The organism is Clostridium sp. OM05-5BH, assembly GCF_003481505.1.
In the GTDB taxonomy this organism is placed as follows: domain Bacteria; phylum Bacillota; class Clostridia; order Lachnospirales; family Lachnospiraceae; genus Otoolea; species Otoolea fessa.
Map to the genome: position 1 here is coordinate 1 of NZ_QULJ01000032.1, position 1,023 is coordinate 1,023.

The 1,023-nt window shown below is 46.4% G+C and carries 2 protein-coding genes; both read right to left on the reverse strand.

From position 1 onward, the window contains the following. A partial coding sequence (gene mobQ / locus DXB70_RS13960) for a MobQ family relaxase (RefSeq protein WP_147354056.1) occupies window positions 1–514 on the reverse strand: 514 nt, incomplete at its 3' end. A 185-nt stretch (window positions 515–699) separates the two neighbouring features. After that, a complete protein-coding gene (locus DXB70_RS13965) occupies window positions 700–921 on the reverse strand; it encodes a DUF4318 domain-containing protein (protein ID WP_006876003.1) in 222 nt (73 codons plus the stop codon). Window positions 922–1,023 lie beyond the last annotated feature (102 nt).

Below are 1,023 nucleotides of genomic sequence, written 5' to 3' on the forward strand. Positions count from 1 at the left end.
TGCCGGACGGAAGTTTTATCCGTTCCCCGCTTTCATCAAGGTCATAAACCTTGCGGCTCTTGGGGAGCCATTTCCCATGTTCGTCCATCGCCCGCATGGTCAGCATGACATGAGCGTGAGGGTTTCCGTCCCCTTTGTCATGAATGGCAAAATCCACGCACATTCCTTTGGAAACAAACTGCTGCTGGCAAAACTCCCGGACAAGGACAGCGTACTGGTCAGGCGGGATCTCTCTGGGGATGGTAAGCACCCACCGCCTTGCAAGCTGGGAGTTCCATTGCTTCTCCACCGCTTCGACAGCGTTCCATAAAGTATTGCGGTCTGCATACTCCGGCGGGGCATTTGCCGGAAGCAGGATTTCATTGTGGACGATACCACGCTTTTCCGGGTAGTGCTTCACTTGCTGGTCGTATTCACAGAACAGCTTTTCGCCACTCTGGTAAGCAGCGGCGGCAACCGCAGACTGCCGCTGGCTGCGCTGCACAATAGAGATTTCGTTGTGTGGACAGGGCATTTCGTGTTCCTCCTTTCGGTAATTGGTGGATGGGGTGGCGTTTTACCACCTCATTTTGGGCAGAAAAAAAGCAGGAGACCTTTTTCAGATTTCCTGCTTGGTGTGCCGCTGTATGGGCGGCGGGTATTTAGTTGTAAAAGTTCGGGACAAGTTGACCCGATGTGTAGGGAATGAAAAACTGGAAATTATTTTTCTTTGCATTTTATACCGTAATTTCCCCTACTACCATTTTCGTAGCCCCGATATATTTCATATCTTTTTCCATTTATCTCCACTTCGTCATCGTTAATAAATGTATAAGACTCGCCATTTTCTTCACAATATTTTGAAATTGCTTCCATAGTTTTTGCAAGAGTTGGGTAATTGGTACTATCCTCATAAGGAACCCAAAAAGCCTTTTTAAACATATAAAATACCTCCTTCTAATTTGTTGCTGTCTTTATTATACTGCATTGCCTATCGAAAAGATAGTATATTTTATAAAACTTGTCGGCTGGGAACAGCTTGCA